This is a genomic window from Streptomyces mesophilus, from assembly GCF_011044995.1.
In the GTDB taxonomy this organism is placed as follows: domain Bacteria; phylum Actinomycetota; class Actinomycetes; order Streptomycetales; family Streptomycetaceae; genus Streptomyces; species Streptomyces mesophilus.
Window position 1 is genome coordinate 12,788 of the sequence record NZ_JAAKZW010000093.1, and the last position, 16,525, is coordinate 29,312.

The 16,525-nt window shown below is 68.5% G+C and carries 16 protein-coding genes; 7 read left to right on the forward strand and 9 right to left on the reverse strand.

The annotated features are described in order from the left end of the window. Positions 1-30: 30 nt before the first annotated feature. A complete protein-coding gene (locus tag G6045_RS21520; RefSeq protein WP_165333670.1) occupies positions 31-1,215 on the reverse strand; it encodes an FAD-dependent monooxygenase in 1,185 nt (394 codons plus the stop codon). A 243-nt stretch (positions 1,216-1,458) separates the two neighbouring features. On the opposite strand from G6045_RS21520, the gene G6045_RS21525 reads away from it, so the two are divergent. After that, positions 1,459-2,439 carry a hypothetical protein gene (locus G6045_RS21525; protein WP_165333671.1) on the forward strand — a complete coding sequence of 327 codons (981 nt, stop codon included), beginning with the start codon at positions 1,459-1,461 and terminating at the stop codon, positions 2,437-2,439. Between the two features lie 30 nt (positions 2,440-2,469). Here G6045_RS21525 and G6045_RS21530 read toward each other — a convergent pair whose 3' ends face one another. The 3 genes from G6045_RS21530 to G6045_RS21540 all read right to left on the reverse strand — a co-directional run bounded on the left by G6045_RS21530 (position 2,470) and on the right by G6045_RS21540 (position 4,803). Then, a complete protein-coding gene (locus G6045_RS21530) occupies positions 2,470-2,889 on the reverse strand; it encodes a hypothetical protein (protein ID WP_165333672.1) in 420 nt (139 codons plus the stop codon). A 124-nt stretch (positions 2,890-3,013) separates the two neighbouring features. Further along, positions 3,014-3,832, reverse strand: a complete 819-nt coding sequence (locus G6045_RS21535; protein ID WP_165333673.1) for an ABC transporter permease — start codon at positions 3,830-3,832, stop codon at positions 3,014-3,016. After that, positions 3,829-4,803 carry an ATP-binding cassette domain-containing protein gene (locus G6045_RS21540; RefSeq protein WP_165333674.1) on the reverse strand — a complete coding sequence of 325 codons (975 nt, stop codon included), beginning with the start codon at positions 4,801-4,803 and terminating at the stop codon, positions 3,829-3,831. The genes G6045_RS21535 and G6045_RS21540 overlap by 4 nt, the downstream gene beginning before the upstream one ends. Positions 4,804-4,982: 179 nt before the next feature. Here G6045_RS21540 and G6045_RS21545 point away from each other — a divergent pair, with 179 nt between their 5' ends. After that, positions 4,983-5,597: a TetR/AcrR family transcriptional regulator gene (locus G6045_RS21545; RefSeq protein WP_165333675.1), complete on the forward strand. Its 615-nt coding sequence runs from the start codon at positions 4,983-4,985 to the stop codon at positions 5,595-5,597. A gap of 389 nt (positions 5,598-5,986) precedes the next feature. Here G6045_RS21545 and G6045_RS21550 read toward each other — a convergent pair whose 3' ends face one another. Then, the gene (locus tag G6045_RS21550) at positions 5,987-7,066 is read right to left on the reverse strand and encodes an NADH:flavin oxidoreductase/NADH oxidase (RefSeq protein ID WP_165333676.1); all 1,080 of its coding nucleotides are present in this window, start codon (positions 7,064-7,066) and stop codon (positions 5,987-5,989) included. 190 nt (positions 7,067-7,256) lie between these two features. Here G6045_RS21550 and G6045_RS21555 point away from each other — a divergent pair, with 190 nt between their 5' ends. Continuing rightward, on the forward strand, positions 7,257-7,607 hold the full coding sequence (locus G6045_RS21555; protein WP_165333677.1) for an ArsR/SmtB family transcription factor: 351 nt from the start codon (positions 7,257-7,259) through the stop codon (positions 7,605-7,607). Here the strand turns inward: G6045_RS21555 and G6045_RS21560 are convergent. Next, on the reverse strand, positions 7,527-8,981 hold the full coding sequence (locus G6045_RS21560; protein ID WP_165333678.1) for a nucleobase:cation symporter-2 family protein: 1,455 nt from the start codon (positions 8,979-8,981) through the stop codon (positions 7,527-7,529). The two genes, G6045_RS21555 and G6045_RS21560, sit on opposite strands and share 81 nt — an antisense overlap. Before the next feature lie 153 nt (positions 8,982-9,134). Then, positions 9,135-10,532: an FAD-dependent oxidoreductase gene (locus G6045_RS21565; protein WP_165333679.1), complete on the reverse strand. Its 1,398-nt coding sequence runs from the start codon at positions 10,530-10,532 to the stop codon at positions 9,135-9,137. Positions 10,533-10,818: 286 nt separating this feature from the next. Here G6045_RS21565 and G6045_RS21570 point away from each other — a divergent pair, with 286 nt between their 5' ends. Continuing rightward, on the forward strand, positions 10,819-11,388 hold the full coding sequence (locus G6045_RS21570; RefSeq protein ID WP_328707852.1) for a DUF6214 family protein: 570 nt from the start codon (positions 10,819-10,821) through the stop codon (positions 11,386-11,388). Positions 11,389-11,443: 55 nt separating this feature from the next. Here the strand turns inward: G6045_RS21570 and G6045_RS21575 are convergent, their stop codons facing one another. Further along, on the reverse strand, positions 11,444-12,106 hold the full coding sequence (locus tag G6045_RS21575; RefSeq protein WP_165333680.1) for a DUF305 domain-containing protein: 663 nt from the start codon (positions 12,104-12,106) through the stop codon (positions 11,444-11,446). A 185-nt stretch (positions 12,107-12,291) separates the two neighbouring features. Between G6045_RS21575 and G6045_RS21580 the strand changes: the two genes are divergently transcribed. Then, positions 12,292-13,797, forward strand: a complete 1,506-nt coding sequence (locus G6045_RS21580) for an LVIVD repeat-containing protein (protein ID WP_206344016.1) — start codon at positions 12,292-12,294, stop codon at positions 13,795-13,797. Here G6045_RS21580 and G6045_RS21585 read toward each other — a convergent pair. Further along, positions 13,773-14,420, reverse strand: coding sequence for a TetR/AcrR family transcriptional regulator (locus G6045_RS21585; protein WP_165333682.1), 648 nt, complete (start codon positions 14,418-14,420; stop codon positions 13,773-13,775). The genes G6045_RS21580 and G6045_RS21585 overlap by 25 nt on opposite strands. A 206-nt stretch (positions 14,421-14,626) precedes the next feature. On the opposite strand from G6045_RS21585, the gene G6045_RS21590 reads away from it, so the two are divergent. Both G6045_RS21590 and G6045_RS21595 read left to right on the forward strand, forming a co-directional pair. Then, the gene (locus tag G6045_RS21590) at positions 14,627-15,844 is read left to right on the forward strand and encodes a pentapeptide repeat-containing protein (protein WP_165333683.1); all 1,218 of its coding nucleotides are present in this window, start codon (positions 14,627-14,629) and stop codon (positions 15,842-15,844) included. A 16-nt stretch (positions 15,845-15,860) separates the two neighbouring features. Beyond that, a complete protein-coding gene (locus G6045_RS21595; protein ID WP_165333684.1) occupies positions 15,861-16,277 on the forward strand; it encodes an HIT family protein in 417 nt (138 codons plus the stop codon). Positions 16,278-16,525: the final 248 nt, after the last annotated feature.

The following is a 16,525-nucleotide window of genomic DNA, read 5'->3' on the forward strand; positions in this document are numbered from 1 at the left end:
CGGGACTTCAGCCGGCCCTGCCTGCGCGGCCTATCGGCCGCCGCCAACGGCGGACTGACCGGTGCTCTCGAACCAGGCGTCGAACCGCGTCCGGTCCATCTCGGCCCAGGCGGGAGGGTTCAGCACGAGCGTCTCTCCCAGACGCCGCCCCAGTTCCAGCATCCGGTGGCCCACGAGCAGGCGTTCGGACTCGAAGGTGTCGAGGCGTTCGGCGAGCGGCCTGCCGCTGTGCAGAGCTCGCCCGAGCGCGGCCGCATCTTGGAGCGCTTTGAGCGCGCCGCTGCCGGTGTGCGGACGAAGCTGCACGGCGGCGTCGCCGATCAGTACGACTCTGCCCTGGACGTAGCGGGGGGCGGCCAGGTCGCCGATCCGCTGCAGCACCATGGTGTGCGGTGAAGTCTTGTGCAGCAGCTCCAGCCAGTAGGGAGGCAGCTCCCGGCGCATCAGTGTGTCCCAGCCGCGCAGTTGCTGCCCGGATGGAGCCGCCGCCTCTTGCGTCGGGTTCGCTTCACGGTGCTGTGGCGTCGAGGAGTAGAGCAGCCAATTGATCTCCGGACCGTCTTCGCCGGGGACATGAAAGGCCAGCAGGTGCCCGGAGCCGAATACGACAGTGGGCGCGTCCCGTTCGGCGAAGGCCGACGCCGGGTGCGGCAGGGCCGAGGCCGGGAGTCTGCCGCGCAAGGCGCTGTATCCGGCGTACCTGCTCACCGCATCCGGGAACACGGCCGCACGGACAACAGACTGATAACCATCCGCGCCGACCACCAGGTCCACCCGCTTCGTCGTGCCGTCGGCCAAGTCCACCTCGGCGCCTGTCGCGTCCTGTCGCACACCCACGGCCACCGTGCCGGAGTGGAAAGCGACCGACGCAGGGACTCGCTCGCGCAGTCCCTGCCACAGGGCGCCCCAGCTGTAGGAGCGGTAGGGGAACGGCGACTGGGCGAACTGTCGGCCCGTACGCGCGAGTCGGGTGCCGTCCGCACAGAGCAGCCACAGCCGCCGTTCGAGCGCGAGCCAGGGAATCCCGTCGTCGAGGATGCCGGCTACGGACAGTTCGGCGTAGCGGTCGGCACGAAGGGCCAGACCTGCTCCGCGTTGCCGGAACTGTCCCGTCGATCGTTCGTAGACGGAGACGTCGCAGAATGCGGCCAGGGCCCGGGCGGCGGCGCAGCCCGCCACGCTCCCGCCGACCACCGCGACCCGCAGACGTGCCATGATCCGGCCCACTCCGTTCGGCCAGGGCCACCGTCAGCCCTGGAGATGTTTCTCCATGATTGCCTCCACACGGGTGCTGCCACGCCGACCGCAGGGTCGGCCTTCCCTGAACAGGACGCGCCGGTCAGGTGGCTGTGAGTGCTCGGCCGCCGTTCGGGCGAATCGCGCAGCCCCGCGATTGTTCGGTCGCAGCGAGGTCAAGCCTCACGTCAAGGTCTCCTTCCGATCCAGCGAGGACGTTTCATGCCCCCCACTCACCGTCGTTCATGGACGCGGTCCACCGTTCGCCGCGGTGCGCTGTCGGCCGCTGCCGCCGTGGCCTGCCTGGTCGCAGGGGCGGCCACCTCCTTCTCCGCGCCGCGTGGCACCGCTGTCGACCTGGCCATCGCGGATGTCCCCCTTCAGGTGTCGCCCGGCAAGAGCGGTGTGCAGAAGCTGATCGTGTCCAACGCGGGCGCGCGACCGACGACTGGTCCGGCTCTCGTCTCGTACGCGACGCCGGCGTACACCAACATCGACCGTGGCCGCCCCCTTCCCCGGGGCTGCAAGATCGCCTACGCCAATCCGGACCCGGTGGTGCCGGAGGTCGTCGTCTGCCGGCTGCCCGCCGGACTGGCCAAGGGACGCGACACAACGCTCGCCGTCCCCGTGGTGGTCACGGAGCGGGCCCGGCTCACGGGCACCATCAGGGGGCGGTCCTCCGTGCTGCCCGCCCCCGAGTCCAAGGACACCGAGTCCGACGCCAACAACAACTGGACGCTGGCTCGCCTGAACCTGACCCGGCCCACCCCGGCGCCCCCGGCCGGCAACCGTGTGGGCCTGTGGATCGCGCAGTCCGACGCCGTCGTGGAACAGGACGGCACAGCTGAGCTCGAGCTGCGTTACGGCAATGTCGGCCCCAATGCGAGCGACAGCACGGTCGTCGTGTTCACCACACCGCTCCTGACCAAGGTCGACACCGAGGGCGGACTGCCGGACGGTTGCGCCTTCGAACTGGACGACAAGACCCCGGGCATCCCGCAGATCGTCCGGTGCACGCTCGACGGGCAGGACGTGGAGGAGGACGACAGCCTCACCGTTCCGCTGGTCGCACAGCCCGGAGTGCCCAAGGGCATGACGGCCGGCTCGCTGCTCGTCGCGCCGGCCAAGCCCTGCGACGTGGACACCGATCAGACCGACAACCTCACCGTGGCAGTCGTACGGGTGCCGAGCCGCGCTTCCTGAGGCAGTACGCCGCGGGCTGACTGTCTTCGGTCAGCCCGCGGTCCACTCCATGGGGCGGGGCCGCAGCAGGCAGACACCCGTGAGCAGCCCTGCGGTCCCCGCGGCGTGGACCAGGAGAGCGCGGCGGTTGGGGGCCCAGACGCCGGTGACGGGCCCGCCGGACCACAGTGCCGCGCAGTAACCGCCGGCAGCGGCGGCCATGACCCGCCACACCGTGGGGGTGCGGCGGGCGCCGCACAGTGCACCGATGCCGACGGCCGTCAGACTCCCGGCGGCCGTCAGCACTTCGCGCGCCATGTGGTAGGCGACATGCTCCGTCCCATAGGGCGTGGTCGTGCGGAAGGCCGGGTCTTTGATGTGGCCGGCCGTATGCCACACCGAGGGCAGGCTCGCCACGATCCCGGCGACGGTCACCCCGGCACCGAGACGTTCGCGTGTCCAAGGTGACATGAACTGTTCCCTTCACCTGTTCCACCGTGCGCCCACGGCGGCACCGCGATCCACGATGGCACGGCCCTCAGGTTGAGGCTCGCCCGAGCTGCGCACGAACACCACTGCGGCCCGGCGTTGGGCGCTACTTCGGGTCGCGTTCGAACGTCGACTTGGACCAGAAGTAGCCGAGGGCCGCGAGGCCCAGGCACCAGGCGAGGGCGATCCACCCGTTGGTGCCGATCTCGGTGCCGAGGAGCAGACCGCGCAGGGTCTCGATGGTCGGAGTGAAGGGCTGGTACTCGGCGATCGGCTGGAACCAGCCCGGCATGTTGCCGACCGGGACGAAGGCGCTGGAGATGAGCGGCAGGAAGATCAGCGGCATGGCGTTGTTGCCGGCGGCTTCGGGAGTCGGGCTGACCAGGCCCATGCCGACCGCGATCCAGGTGAGGGCCAGGGCGAACAGGGCAAGCAGTCCGAAGGCCGCCAGCCACTCGAGGACGGTGGCGCCGGTGGAGCGGAAGCCGATGGCGACGCCGATGGCGCCGACGAAGACCACGCTGAACAGGCACTGGAGCACGCTGCCGACGACGTGTCCGATCAGGATGGATCCGCGGTGGATCCGCATCGTCCGGAAGCGGGCGACGATGCCCTCGGTCATATCCATCGAGACCGAAACCGCGGTGCCGATGGTGGTGCCCCCGATGGTCATCAGCAGGATGCCCGGAACGAGATACGCGATGTACGCGGAGCGGTCGGCACCGCCACCGCCGATGCCCGCGCTCATCACGTCACCGAAGAGATAGACGAACAACAGCAGCAGCATGACCGGCGTGAGCAGCAACTGAAGCGTCATCGACGGATAGCGCCGCATGTGCAGCAGGTTGCGCCGCAGCATCGTGGACGAATTGCGCAGGGCGAGCGTCGTCCGGCCCGGGTGGGCGGGAGCGGTCCGGGAGCTCATCGGACGGTCTCCTTGGGCTTGTCGGATCCGGTCAGGGCGAAGAACACGTCGTCGAGGTCCGGGGTGTGCAGCGCGACCTCGTCGGCTTCGATGCCGGCTGCGTCCAGCCAGTCGAGGAGGGAGCGCAGTTCGCGCTGGCTGCCGTCGCTGGGGATCTGCAGGGCGAGCGCCTCGTCACTGCGCGCGGCCTCGGTCAGCGCGGAGGCCGCCGCCTGATATGCGGTCGGATCGGTGAAACGCAGCCGCACATGTCCACCGGGAATCATGCGCTTGAGTTGGTCGGCGCTGCCCTCTGCGGCGATCTTTCCGTCGTTCAACACCGCGATGCGGTCGGCGAGTTCGTCGGCCTCCTCCAGGTACTGGGTGGTGAGGAAGACGGTCACACCGTCGGCGACCAGCTCGCGGATGATCCCCCACATGTTGTGCCGTGAGCGCGGGTCGAGCCCGGTGGTCGGCTCGTCCAGGAAGATGATCCGCGGTGTGCCGACCAGCGTCATGGCGATGTCCAGGCGGCGCTTCATGCCGCCGGAGTAGGTGGAGGCGGGCTTCGTCGCGGCCTCGGTGAGATCGAAGCGCGCGAGCAACTCGGCGGTGACCTGGCGCGCTTCACGCTTGGACATCAGGTGGAGGTCGGCCATGAGGAGCATGTTCTCCTCGCCGGTGATCAGCCCGTCGACGGCGGAGAACTGCCCGGTCACCCCGATCGCACCGCGCACCCCGTCCGGATGCTCGGCGACGTCGTGGCCGGCGACCTGGGCCTGCCCTCCGTCGGCGGAGATGAGCGTGGTGAGGATCTTCACGGCGGTGGTCTTGCCGGCGCCGTTCGGTCCGAGCAGCGCGAACACGGAGCCGGCGGGGATGTGCAGATCGATGCCGTCGAGCACGGTCTTGTCACCGTACGACTTGCGCAGAGCGACGGCGGAGATGGCGGGAGGCGGCGCGTGACCGTCATTCCGCCTGGACGTGGGCATGACAGATGAAGGCATGGGGCCCTCCGATCGAAGGCTGAAAGCTGTTGGGGACTGCTGGGGCCGCGGGTTGCGCGGTCAGCGATAGGAACGGCACGTGCCGTGCCGGTCTGCGCGTCAGGACGATGCCCGAATCGAGCACGCATGTCAACGGCACGTGCCGTACCGATAGGGTGGGCTTCATGACGAGCACGCCGCGCCGCAGAGGCGCCGACCGCACCGAGGCCATCATGCGGACCACGGTGGAGTTGGGTCAGGAGATCGGCTACCCCAAGCTGAGCATCGAGGCGATCGCGGCGCGTGCCGGCGTCGGCAAGCACACGATCTATCGCCGCTGGTCGTCCAAGGGGGCTCTGCTCCTGGACTCCCTGCTGTCACTGGACGAGCCCGAGCTGGACTTCTCGTACACCGATGACGTCCTCGCCGATCTGCGCGAACAGGCTCATGCGGCTGTCGAACTGCTGGCCAGGCCGCCCGTGGGCCCGTTGGTCCAGGCGCTGATCGCCGAGGCCCAGCACGATCCCCAGGTCGCCGCCGAGCTCAAGGAGCGCTTCATCAATCCGATGGCCGGCAAGCTCGTCAAGCGACTGAGAACGGCCCAGGAACAGGGCCACCTGTCACCTGACTTCGACCTCGACCTGGCGATGTCGATCTGCTCCGGCCCGCTCTACTTCCAGTTCCTGATCATCCAGGAGCCGATCACCCGCGAGTACGTCAACGATTTCTTCGGCGCCCTCTTCACCGGGATGAGCCCACGACCGGCTGCTCGAGGTAAGGCTGTGCGTCAGGACCGGTAGCGCTTCTCCGGCATTGCGATGCAAGTCGAAAACGGTGCGAGATTCCGGTTGTTGAGCGTGGGAACGCTGTTTCCGGCTGCGCCGTCCAATGCCGTCGAAGGCGGGCCCGGGCCGGGGGTTCAGCCCATAGGCGCGGAGCTGACGGAGGTCTCCATGGATGGCGCGGGACGCGTTCTGCCTATGTAGACGGACCAGACCGAGCAGGCGCGCGTGGACGTCGATGTGGTGGGCGCTATCGACACCGCGGAACAGCCGATGAGGCAGGCCAAGACCTCGCAACCGATGCGTGAACCGACCGTCCGGCTTCGTCCTGCGACTACGCGTCGCCGAGGGTGCGCTTCCCGGGGAGGGAGACGCCCCTCGGCGAACGTCGTCGGGCGCCGACTCGGTCAGACGGAGCGGTGGTACTGGTCGGGTACGTGGACGTCCGCGCCGAGTTCACGGGCGGCGAGCCGTGCGAACGACGGGTTGCGCAGGAGCTCGCGGCCCAGCAGCACCGCGTCCGCCTCGCCATTGGAGACGATCTTCTCGGCCTGCTCGACCTCGGTGATCAGGCCCACCGCGGCCACCGGCAGTCCGGCTTCTTCCTTGACCCGAGTGGCGAACGGCACCTGGTACGACGGGCCCACCGGGATGGTGACCTTGGGTGCGAGGCCGCCGGTGGAGACGTCGAGGAGGTCGACGCCGTGGTCATTGAGGATCGAGGCGAAGCGCACTGTGTCGTCCGCGGTCCAGCCGCCCTCGTCCAGCCAGTCGGTGGCGGAGATGCGGAAGAAGAGCGGCTTGTCGGCGGGCCACACCTCGCGTACGGCGTCGACGACTTCGAGGGCGAAGCGGGTGCGGTTGTCGAAGGAGCCGCCGTAGGAGTCGGTGCGCTTGTTGGCGTGCGGGGAGAGGAACTCGCCAATCAAGTAGCCGTGCGCGCCGTGCACTTCGACGACCTCGAAGCCGGCGTCCAGGGCGCGCTGGGCGGCGGCCCGGAACTGCCCGACGATCTCCTTGATCTGATCGACAGTGAGCTCGGCGGGCGTGCGGTCGCCTTCGGCGAACGGTACGGCGCTCGGCGCGAGGGGCTGCCAGCCGTGAGTGGACTCGTCGATCTGCTTGCCCCCGTTCCACGGCTGGGCGGTGGAGGCCTTGCGGCCCGCGTGCGCGATCTGGATGCCGGGAACGGTGTTCTGCGACTTGAAGAAGTCCACGATCCGGCGCAGGGCTGCGACCTGGGTGTCGTTCCAGATCCCGAGGTCGTAGGGGGAGATGCGGCCCTCGGGGGAGACGGCGGTCGCCTCCAGGAGGATGAGGCCGGTGCCGCCGGCCGCGCGGGCACCGTAGTGCTGGAAGTGCCAGTCGTTCGCGACGCCCGCGTTCGGCCCGAAGGCCTCCGCCGAGTACTGGCACATCGGCGCCATCCAGAGCCGGTTGGGAACGGTCAGCGACCGCAGGGTGTAGGGCTCGAACAGTGCGCTCACGGCGAGTCTCCTTCGGCAAGGCAGCGGCAAAGGCGGCAAAGGCATCGGACGGGCAGCCGAAGGCCGGAGCCGTTCGACTGCCTCGTACGATACTCACCGTACTACGAGAGATGTCAAACTACGAGACCTCTCGTACAATGAACTTCACCGCGTCCGTCTCCATGCCGGGCGCACCGGATCAGGAGGCAGCGTGACCACCGCCACGAGCAGCCGAGAACTCGCCCACCCCGCGCGCGAGGAGATCCGTCTGGAGTCCGTGCTGCATGCCCTGTCCGATCCGATGCGCATGCAGGTCGTACGGGAACTGGCCCAGGCGGAGGGCGAGTTGTCGTGCTCGTACTTCGACCTGCCGGTCACCAAGTCCACGACCACCCACCACTTCCGGGTGCTGCGCGAGAGTGGAGTGCTCCAGCAGGTCTACCGCGGCACCGCGAAGATGAACGGGCTGCGGCGTGACGATCTAGCCGCGCTCTTCCCCGGCCTTCTCGACAGCGTTCTCGACGCGGCTGCCCGGGAGGAGCGGCGGCTCGCCGACGGCTGAGCCCGCGTCCGACGCTCCGGCGGCACCCTCGGCCGGGGCGTCCTTGCGGCCCGGCAGATGGTTGAACAGCAGGTTCAGGGCGATGGCGGTGAGGCAGCCGGCGCTGATCCCGCTGTGCATGACCGTCTGGAACCAGTCGGGGAACTCCTCGTAGATCTCCGGCACTCCGACCGGCAGCATGCCCACGGCCACCGACACCGCGACGATCGTCAGGTTGTGGTTGCCGCGGAAGTCCACGGTCGCGAGCGTGCGCAGACCGGTCGCGGCCACCGTTCCGAACATCACCAGACCCGCACCGCCGAGGACGGGCGCCGGGATCGCGGCGACGATCGCTCCCAGCTTCGGCAGCAGGCCGAGCAGGACGAGGATCACGCCCGAGCAGGCGACGACCCAGCGGCTGCGCACCCGGGTCATTCCGACGAGGCCCACGTTCTGCGCGAACGCGGTGTACGGGAACGTGTTGAAGACACCGCCGAGCACCGTGGACAGACCGTCGGCGCGCAGGCCGTCCGCGAGGTTGCGCGGACCGACCTTGCGGCCGGTCATCTCACCCACGGCGATCATGTCGCCGGTCGTCTCCGTCATGATGACCAGCGCGACCACCAGCATCGACACCACGGCCGCGGCCTCGAAGGTCGGCGCCCCGAAGTGGAACGGTGTGCTGATGCCGAGCCAGTCGGCCTTGTCCACCCCGTCGAAGTCCGTGAAGTCGAGGGGTATCGCCACGAGCGTGCCGGCCAGGATGCCGACGAGCACCGCGATCCGGCTGAGGAAGGCGGGCCCGAAGCGCTGCACCGCCACGACGACCACGAGTACGAAGGCCGCGAGCCCGATGTTCTTCGGCGCCCCGTACTCCGGTGAACCCGCGCCCCCGGCGACCCAGCGGCCGGCCACCGGCAGCAGCGTCACGCCGATGATCAGGATGACCGTGCCGGTGACCAGGGGCGGGAAGAACCTGAGCAGGCGCCCGAAGACCGGTGCGAGCAGCACCATCGCTAGACCGGAAATGATCACGGCCCCGTAGATGGCGGGCAGCCCGCCGCCCTGCGTGCCGATCAGCACCATCGGCGACACGGCGGCGAACGTACAGCCCTGCATGATCGGCAGCCGCACGCCGAACCGCCAGACACCCACACACTGCAGCAGCGTCGCGATCCCGCACACCAACAAGTCCGCGGTGATCAGATACGCGAGGTCGGCGGGCGGCAGCTTCATCGCACCGCCGACGATCAGCGGCACCGCCACCGCGCCCGCGTACATCGCGAGCACATGCTGCAGACCGAACGCGATCAGCTTGCCGGTGGGCGGCACCTGGTCGACGGGATGCTTCTCGGTCGCCGGAGCGGGGGAGCCGGCAGGGGGAGCAGAGGCCATCGGGCACTCCTGTACTGGGAGAGGGGACATGACTGTTCAAGCGCGGTCCGGGCGCAGTGGGGGATGCACGAGACCGTAAGCGGCCTGAACAGTTTGTTGATTACGCGGATGTTGCCGCGCTGTGTCGGCGATCGCCAGACCCGGGACGCGAGTTCAGGAAGTGGCCTGCGCGTTTCCCAGGGCGCGTTCCGCCCGGGCCGCCGCAAGCAGCGCATCCCACTCGCCGATCTTCACAGGACCCCGCCCGAGCGAGGCCCCGAGCGCCGCCTCGGCCTGCTCGATCGCCTGCCATCCGGACCACTCCACGGGCCGCAGCCCGGCCGACCGCAGTCCCTCCAACGGGTCGCGGCGCTCCGGCAGTTGTACGGAGTCGTCCGCGCCCCTCGCGCGTACGAGACCGGGGGCGTCCTCGAGGAGCGAGGTCACCGTCTCCTTGGCGCAGGGCCGGTTGGTGCCGATCACTCCGGTGGGCCCCCGCTTGATCCATCCGGCGACGTACTCACCCGCAGACCGCTCGCCGGCCCGCAGCACCCGACCCGCCGCATGCGGCACCGTGCTGGTGCGCTCGTCGAACGGCAGCCCGTCGAGCGGCACTCCGCGATAGCCGACGGACCGCAGCACCAATTGCGCCTCGATCTCCTCGTACGACCCCGAACCCGTGACCCCGCGCTGCCCGTCCGGCAGCGTCCGCTCGAAACGCACCGCGCGCACCGTGCCGTCTTCGGCGAGCAGTTCCACAGGCCGTAGGAAGAACCGCAGATGCATTCGCCGTCCGCGGCCCTGCGTCGGCCGTTCGGCGAAGGCGCGCAGTGCCTCGACGTTGCGCCGGTTCACCCCGGGCAGCCCCGACGGGTCGGCGTAGTGCGGGTCAAGTGCCAACTCGGCCGGATCCACGACCACTTCGGCATCCGCAAGCGAGCCGAGCTCCCGCAGTTCCTTGGTGGTGAACTTCGCCTGCGAGGGGCCGCGCCGGCCCACCATGTGCACATCGCGCACCTGGCTGTCCGCCAGCGAGGCGAGCGCGGCGCCCGGCATATCGGTCCCCGTCAGCTCGTCGGCGCCGCGGGCGAGGATCCGGGTGACGTCGACGGCGACATTGCCCACGCCGATCACCACGGCCGAACGGGCCGCGCTCAGCGCGCCGTTCCAGTACGCGTCGGGATGGGCGCTGTACCAGGATACGAACTCGGTGGCCGACCAGCTGCCCCGCAGATCCTCACCCGGGACACCCAGCTGACGGTCGGTCGCCGCACCCACGCAGTACACGACCGCGTCGTAAAGCCGCAGCAGCTCCTGCGGTGCGATACCGCCCGGCCCCACCTCGACGGCGCCGAGGAAGCGGACCCGTTCGTCCTGAAGCACCACCCGCAGATTGTTCTGCAGCGACTTGATCTTCTCGTGGTCGGGGGCGACGCCGTAGCGGACCAGACCGTACGGGCACGGCAGCCGGTCGAGCACATCGACCCGCACCGGCACCCGGTCCTGCTGGATGAGCGACTGGGCGCAGTAGACCCCGCTCGGTCCCGATCCGACGACAGCGACATGAAGCACGATGAGGCTCCTCCCGCGGGGTGCCTTCAGCATCGCACTCCCGTACGGCTGAAGGGGAGATGCGCGCGTGCGGGGAGTGCGTCGGGGCGAACGCTCGCGTGCCGTCGATGACCATGAGTGATTATGCGGTTACGGTGTTGATGTGCTCTATGGATCATTTGATGCAGAATTTGAGCAGAATCGACCGAATGGCGATCAGTGGGGGAGCGCTGGACCGCAGGGCGGCGACGCGGGGATCGACGACCCGGCGGGCGGCGGAGGGGAAAGCGGCGAACCGCTCTGGCCGGTGTGGGAACTCCAAGGGCACGGCAGTGCGTCCACGGGGCGGCAGCTCGCGTCGTACGAGGCGGGAGGCGAGTGGGAGGGCCAGGGTGTGGGCGGCTCGCTGCCGCCCTGGTTCAACGTCCGGGTGACCTTCGGCGACGGTTCGCATATCGAACTGATGGCGGTGGCCGGGGAATCGGGCATCGCCATCGAGGACATGAGGGCCCAACCGCCGCTGCCGCTGGCGGGGTTCGCGACGCTGACGCAGTGGCTGGAAGGCCCGCTCGGCGCTGCCCGTAACGCCGTAGCCGAACGGCACGGCGCGGCGGCGCCCGCCCCGGAACCACCCGCCCCGGAACCGTCCGCCCCGCCCGCGTCGCCGCAGCCGCACCGCAGGGCCCAGCGGCCCCCGCTCCGAGGTGGCGACATGATCCGCTTCGTCGCCGATGCGTACCGGGCCGCTCAGGCGGCGGGCCACGATCCGGTGCTCGCCGTGATGCACGCGACCGGCCGCAGCCGCCGCAAGTCCCTGCGCCTGATCGCCGGTGCCCGGGACGCCGGTTACCTGCCCCCGCGCCACAACCGGAGGTGACGGGCATCGGGGCGGACCTGCGCCGTGCCCGGACCGTTGGTCGTGGCCGGACCGTTCACAGCAGTTCGCGCATCCGCTCGATCTCGCTGGTCTGCTGAGCCCCCACGTCGTTGGCCATCTCCTCGATCTGCACGTTGTTCCCGCCCGAGAGCACGTCCTGGGCCATGGTGATGGCGCCGCCGTGGTGCGTGATCATCAGTTTGAGGAACAGCTCGTCGAAGCCCGGACCCTTTGATGCGCGCAGAGTCTTGAGCTGAGCCTCAGTGGCCATGCCGGGCATGTGATGGGCGTCGTGTTCCGCGGACTCGCGCGGTCCGCCGTTGCGCTCGATCCAGGCCTCCATCGCCGAGATCTCCGGACCCTGCGCTGCGTGGATGCGCTCGGCCAGCCGTTTCACCTTGTCGGACTTCGCGCGGTCGGGCGCGAGTTCGCTCATCGTGATCGCCTGCCGGTGATGCTCGATCATCATCTGCGCGTACTCGAAATCGGCTGAGTTGGGTGTGTCGTCCTCGCCGCGCTTCTTCGCCTCTTCGGGCGAGATCTCCTCGGCCTTCTCGCCGGGCTTGCCCGGCGCGATCACCGAAGCTCCGTCCTGTGCGGCGGACTTGGAGTCGCTGTCGCCGTCCGAATCGCAGCCGCCGAGCGTGAGCGTGGCGGCGAGCACTCCGGCCGCCAGGGTGAAGGTCCAGTTCCGTCCACGTCTACGGCGATTCGCCACGTCAGCCTCCTCGTGCCACCTGTTTCGTCGAGGTCTGTCCTAGCACGGTGGCTGCCGTCAAAGATCAAAAACTTCGATTACAAGTACGTTGCCATCTGTTGAGATGTGCATGGCGAGCACGATACTGCCGTTGTCCGTGAACCGTTCAACTGTGAACGGCGACTTGGGAGGACGAAGTGAAGCAATTGAACAGAACTCGCGTCCGTCGCAGACGTCTCGGCGTCGCGGCTGCCGCGTTCGGGCTTGTCGCCACACTCCTGACGGCAGGTCAGGCCGGAGCCACCCCCGACCCGGGGGACACCCCGGCTGCCCCGGAGAGCGTCTCGAAGAGCGATACCGCGGACACCCGTGCCGCGATATCGAGCGGTGAGATACCGGGGCAGGACGAGATCGTCCACTCGGACAACATCGAGCACATCGCGAACGTGCCGAAGGATGCCTTGCCCGGTCTCAACACCGACATCGCGTTCCAGGGCAAGTACGCCTTCGCCGGCAACTACGACGGCTTCCGCATCTTCGACATCAGCAACCCGAAGACGCCGAAGACCGTCGCGCAGGTCCTGTGCCCCGGTGGCCAGAACGACATCTCGGTCTCCGGCGATCTGGTCTTCCTGTCGACCGACTCCTCGCGCAGCGACGACTCGTGCAACAGCGTCTCGCAGCCCGCGACGGAGAAGTCGTCGTGGGAGGGCATCAAGATCTTCGACATCAGCGACATCACCAAGCCCGACTATGTCGCCTCGGTGGAGACGGCCTGCGGCTCGCACACGCACACGCTGGTGCCGGAGCGTAAGAACGTCTACGTCTACGTCTCCTCGTACTTCCCGAACGCGACCTTCCCCGACTGCCAGCCTCCGCACGACGGCATCTCGGTGATCAAGGTCCCGCGCAAGGCCCCGACGCAGGCCGCGGTCATCGACTTCCCCGTGCTGTTCCCCGGTGACGGGCCGGACGGCGGCGGCAACCCGGGCGGTCCCACCAACCCGGGTGTCTCGAAGACCACCGGCTGCCACGACATCACCGTGCTGCCCTCCAAGGACCTCGCAGCGGGCGCCTGCATGGGCGACGGCATCCTGCTCGACATCGAGGACCCGGCCAAGCCCCGCGTCATCGACCAGGTCCAGGACAACGTGAACTTCGCGTTCTGGCACTCGGCGACGTTCAACCAGAAGGCCAACAAGATCGTCTTCACCGACGAGCTCGGCGGTGGCGGTGCGGCCACCTGCAACGAGGCCATCGGCCCGAACCGCGGCGCGAACGGCATCTACGACATCGTCGGCAAGGGTGACAAGCGCAAGCTGGTCTTCCGCTCGTACTTCAAGATCGACCGGCACCAGGCCGACACCGAGGTGTGCGTCGCGCACAACGGTTCGCTGATTCCGGTCAAGGGCAAGGACCTGATGGTCCAGGCCTGGTACCAGGGCGGTCTCTCCGTCTGGGACTTCACGGACTCGAGCAAGCCCAAGGAGATCGGCTACTTCGAGCGTGGGCCGCTGAGCACCACCACGCTGCAGACCGCCGGTTCGTGGTCCGCGTACTACTACAACGGCTATGTCTACTCCAACGACATCGCCAAGGGCCTCGACGTCCTGAAGATCAACGACCGTCGTACCGACCCGGCGAAGCGGATTCGCCTGGACGAGCTCAACGTCCAGACGCAGCCCGACTACTTCGACCGCTGGGACGACTGAGTCATCCCGTGTGTTCCGCCGGACGGGAGACCGTCCGGCGGAACGCCGAGCTCCCACGCGAGACCGTAGCGGTGGAACAGCTCCGCCCGCAGTCGCCCGATCGGCATCGGGGCCCCCGGGATGAGCAGCGCGAACACCGCACCCATCAACTGCGCCCGCAGCAGCGGGTAGTCACGGTCCACATCGAGCGATCCATGCCGTACGCAGGTGTCGCGCAGCAGTTCGGCGAGCCGCTGCTGCTCGGGGCACTGCACGAAACCCTCGGCCTGCAGAATCCCGGCCATGTGCGTCCGCATCAGCAGCGGCCGGTCGATCGTCAGGCCCAGGATCGCGTCGATGGCCCGGGCGAGCAGCTCATCACCGTCGCTCGTGCGCGGCTCGCGCTCCAGCGCCGCCTGAAGGGTCAGATGCATCAGCCGGTGCACCGCGGACTGCAGCAACTGCCGCTTGCCGGGGAAGTAGTACGAGACAAGACCGCGCGCGCATCCGGCCCGGTCGGTGATGTCCCCGAGCGTCGTCGCCTCGAATCCGCGCTCGCCCACGAGCTCCACCGTCGCCTGCAGCAGCCGCTCACGGGAACGCCGGCGCAACTCCTCGTTGACCGATGCGCTGCGCGGGGACAATCGCAAACTCCTGTGTTGACTGGCTCACAGCCAACTATACTCAGCGTGCACTGAACGGACCCCTCTGTTCCTTCTTGGGGCGGTCCAGTGCTGCCGTCCGCCCGGGCGACGCGGGGGATCGTCCGGACGGACGGCTTTGTGCTGGTCGGGGGCGGTGGTGGCGATCTCCTGTGGGTACTCCGGGGGATTGTGGGGAGGTGCGCGGCATGAAGTGGTTGACGAAGCGCGGCATCGCTTGGGGGATTGCGGCGCTCCTCGCCCTCGGTGCCCTGGGTCTGCTCCTCGTCGAGGGTCCATGGTGGTTCGACCAGGACCGACTCGACAAAGAGCTGCCCACCGCGGCCGGCGTGATCATCACCGGCTTCCGGACGATGGTCATCGCACTCCTCGCGGGCGCCATCGCGGGACTCGGCCTCTGGTACACGCATAAGAAGCATGAGCTCGACCGCGAACAACTCGCGCAGGCGCAGGAGCAGTTCAAGCTTGCGCAACAGCAGTTCGAGCACGCGCAGGAACAGTTCGCGGCGACCCAGGAGAAGGACCGCGATCAGGCCGAGTTGACTCGAGAAGGGCAGGTCACCGGCAGATACGTGGAGGCGAGCAAGCTCATTGCTTCCGACAGCCCGACCGAACGCCTCTGTGGGATCTATGCGTTCGAGCGGATCATGCATGACTCGGCACGAGACCACCAGACGGTTGTCGAGGTCCTGACGTCGTTCATTCGGCAGCAGACCGTGGCGGCCGAGAGTCGTGGACGCGAACTCGACGAAGGGGACACAGCCCAGCGGGCCGTGTCCGCCGACGAGGATGTTCAGGCGGCATTCAATGTCATCGCCAGGCGGCCCGAACGGCCTGAGGGGTTCAGGACCAACCTCAGGATCTCTTCCCTCCGGGGCGTGCACTTGGATGCGGCGAGTCTCCAGCGAGCAAACCTGAGTGGCGCTCAACTCCAGCGGGCCAGCCTCGTGCAGGCAAGTCTTCATCGCGCGGACCTCAGTGGTGCCGGATTGCAGGACGCCAACTTGCAGGACGCCTCGCTGCAGAACGCGGATCTGAGCGCGGCGCGCATGGAGGGCGCGAACCTGCAAGGTGCACGCATGCACTCTGCGTACCTGGTGGACGCTCAGCTGCAGCGAGCCAAGCTACGTGAGGCGCACCTGCACGGAGCCACCTTGGATGGCGCGAATCTGGCGTCTGCCGACCTGGCGGGAGCGTCATTGCATGGTGCAAGCCTGCGCCGCACACACCTGGAAGGAGCCTCGCTGGCCGGCGCCGAACTTCACGGCGCTGATCTGTCCAGCGCGCTCGGACTGACGGTGGATCAAGTTCTGGAAGCGACGCTCCAATCGGATACGCGCCTCCCGGATGAGATCGCAAACGACGAGCGCGTCAAGCGGCACATCCCCGACGATGATCTGTGGTGACCATCAGGAGCGGCCCATGTCCGAGCCCTGTCCGTTCTGCGAGATCGTCGCAGGGCGTGCGTTCGCGCAGATGGTCGCCGAGTGGGATGACGTCGTGGCCTTCCGGCCGCTGAACGCCGTCACCCGCGAGCACACACTCGTCGTTCCCCGTACGCACGTGCGGGATTTCGCGTCGGACCCGGAGGTCTCCGCCGCGACGATGCGCCGCGCTGCCGAACTCATGCGAGGGACATCGCGCCACCTCAACCTGATCACCAGCCGGGGCGCGGCCGCCACGCAGTCCGTCTTCCACCTGCACCTGCATCTCGTGCCGCGCACCGAAGGGGACGGCCTCGCGCTTCCGTGGCACGACGCAGGCGGGTCAGAGGTTGGACAGGACCAGCCAAGCCCCTGCCCCCAGCGTGACCAACTGGCCGCCGAAGAGGAGCAGTAGGCGGACGCCACTCGGCTTCACGCTGAACAGGATGCCGGCGATCAGCCGCACCAGCGGCGTGCCCAAGACGATGATCAAGATACCGATCAGGAAACCCATGGTTCCCACCCCCCGTCGGTTGCTCCCCAGCAACCTCGGCGCATCGTAGGGGATGCGCCACCGCCCCGCACCGCTCGTGGGCGGCCGACCTTCGGGTGGTCGTCCGGACGGATAGCTTTGTGCTGGTCAGGGGTGGTGTGGGGCGCGGG

Coding starts and splice junctions, on each gene's coding strand:
- G6045_RS21520 (WP_165333670.1), bottom strand. CDS start 1,215: ATGGCACGTCTGCGGGTCGCGGTGGTCGGCGGGAGCGTGGCGGGCTGC.
- G6045_RS21525 (WP_165333671.1), top strand. CDS start 1,459: ATGCCCCCCACTCACCGTCGTTCATGGACGCGGTCCACCGTTCGCCGC.
- G6045_RS21530 (WP_165333672.1), bottom strand. CDS start 2,889: ATGTCACCTTGGACACGCGAACGTCTCGGTGCCGGGGTGACCGTCGCC.
- G6045_RS21535 (WP_165333673.1), bottom strand. CDS start 3,832: ATGAGCTCCCGGACCGCTCCCGCCCACCCGGGCCGGACGACGCTCGCC.
- G6045_RS21540 (WP_165333674.1), bottom strand. CDS start 4,803: ATGCCCACGTCCAGGCGGAATGACGGTCACGCGCCGCCTCCCGCCATC.
- G6045_RS21545 (WP_165333675.1), top strand. CDS start 4,983: ATGACGAGCACGCCGCGCCGCAGAGGCGCCGACCGCACCGAGGCCATC.
- G6045_RS21560 (WP_165333678.1), bottom strand. CDS start 8,981: ATGGCCTCTGCTCCCCCTGCCGGCTCCCCCGCTCCGGCGACCGAGAAG.
- G6045_RS21590 (WP_165333683.1), top strand. CDS start 14,627: ATGAAGTGGTTGACGAAGCGCGGCATCGCTTGGGGGATTGCGGCGCTC.
- G6045_RS21595 (WP_165333684.1), top strand. CDS start 15,861: ATGTCCGAGCCCTGTCCGTTCTGCGAGATCGTCGCAGGGCGTGCGTTC.